The following is a 1489-nucleotide window of genomic DNA, read 5'->3' as shown; positions in this document are numbered from 1 at the left end:
AAAAAAAAACAAGAGAATCCAACGATAGACATGGCGAAGATACAAATTAAATCTGAGAGACTCACTCCTTTTGGGGGATTATTTTCAATCATGGAGCAATTTGACTCCACATTATCATCTGTCATCGACTCAACCCTCGGTCTAAGGTGTAGATCGTTCGGTTATCAGTACAGCGAAATCATCCGTTCTCTCATGAGTATCTACTTCTGTGGCGGTTCATGTATTGAGGATGTCACTACTCATTTGATGAACCACCTCTCACTTCATCCGACACTTCGCACTTGTAGCTCTGATACTATCCTCAGGGCGATAAAGGAGTTGACGCAAGAAAACATTTCATACACATCAGATATGGGCAAGACCTACGATTTCAATACGGCTGACACTCTCAATACTTTATTGCTCAATTGTATATTTGCATCTGGCCAACTGAAAGAGGGTGAGATGTATGATGTTGATTTCGACCATCAGTTCATAGAGACAGAGAAGTATGATGCAAAGCCTACATACAAGAAGTTCCTTGGTTATCGCCCTGGCGTGGCGGTTATTGGCGATTTGATAGTCGGTATAGAGAATAGCGATGGTAACACAAATGTTCGTTTCCATCAGAAGGACACGCTGAAGAGGTTCTTTGAGAGATTTGAACAGAATGGGCTCATTATCAATCGCTTCAGAGCTGATTGTGGATCATGTTCCGAGGAAATCGTGGAGGAAATAGAAAAACACTGCAAGTCCTTCTATATCCGTGCTAACCGCTGCAGTTCGATCTACAATGACACCTTTGCTCTCAAAGGCTGGAAAACTGAAGAAATCAATGGCATTGAGTTTGAATTGAACTCTATCCTTGTTGAGAAGTGGAAAGGTAAGGCATATCGACTTGTGATTCAAAGACAGAAACGGATGGATGGTGTGCAGGATTTTTGGGAAGGAGAATACACATACCGTTGTATCCTGACTAACGACTATGATTCTTCCGTAAGAGAAATTGTCGAGTTCTATAACCCTCGTGGAGAAAAGGAACGTATCTTCGATGATATGAACAATGGTTTCGGGTGGGACAGATTGCCCAAATCCTTCATGGCAGAGAACACAGTGTTCCTTCTTCTTACAGCACTTATCCGTAACTTTTACAAGGCCATTATTCAAAGACTTGACGTAAAGGAAGTTCGGACTCAATGTAACAAGTCGCATAAAAGCGTTTGTCTTCAGGTTTATCTCTGTACCAGCCAAGTGGATCAAGACATCAAGGCGGTATGTGCTGAATATCTATACCTGTAATTATGCTTACGCAGATGTTTTCCAGACTGATTTTGGATAGTGCCTACAACTTATGGGAATGATATTGTGTATTGCCTCAAGTCACATTGTGGGGTAAGGGGATATTGTAGGCAGAAGTGGGTGCTTCAAGTTCAAATTATCTGCAAATTCAGTAATGAGAGGACGTGTAAACGCAATAAGAACCTTCAAGGGCTTAGTTGCGGATTTGAGG

Annotated in this window: 1 pseudogene; it reads left to right on the top strand. The window is 41.8% G+C overall.

The window, feature by feature from the left end:
• Nucleotides 1-30 precede the first annotated feature (30 nt).
• Nucleotides 31-1318: pseudogene (locus HMPREF2983_RS00515) on the top strand (IS1380-like element ISBf12 family transposase).
• The last annotated feature ends 171 nt before the right edge of the window (nucleotides 1319-1489 follow it).

It is taken from the genome of Prevotella sp. HMSC077E09 (assembly GCF_001814685.1).
GTDB classification, from domain to species: domain Bacteria; phylum Bacteroidota; class Bacteroidia; order Bacteroidales; family Bacteroidaceae; genus Prevotella; species Prevotella oris.
The sequence above is the reverse complement of the archived record's forward strand: the minus strand, read 5'-3'. Positions and strand labels throughout refer to the sequence as shown.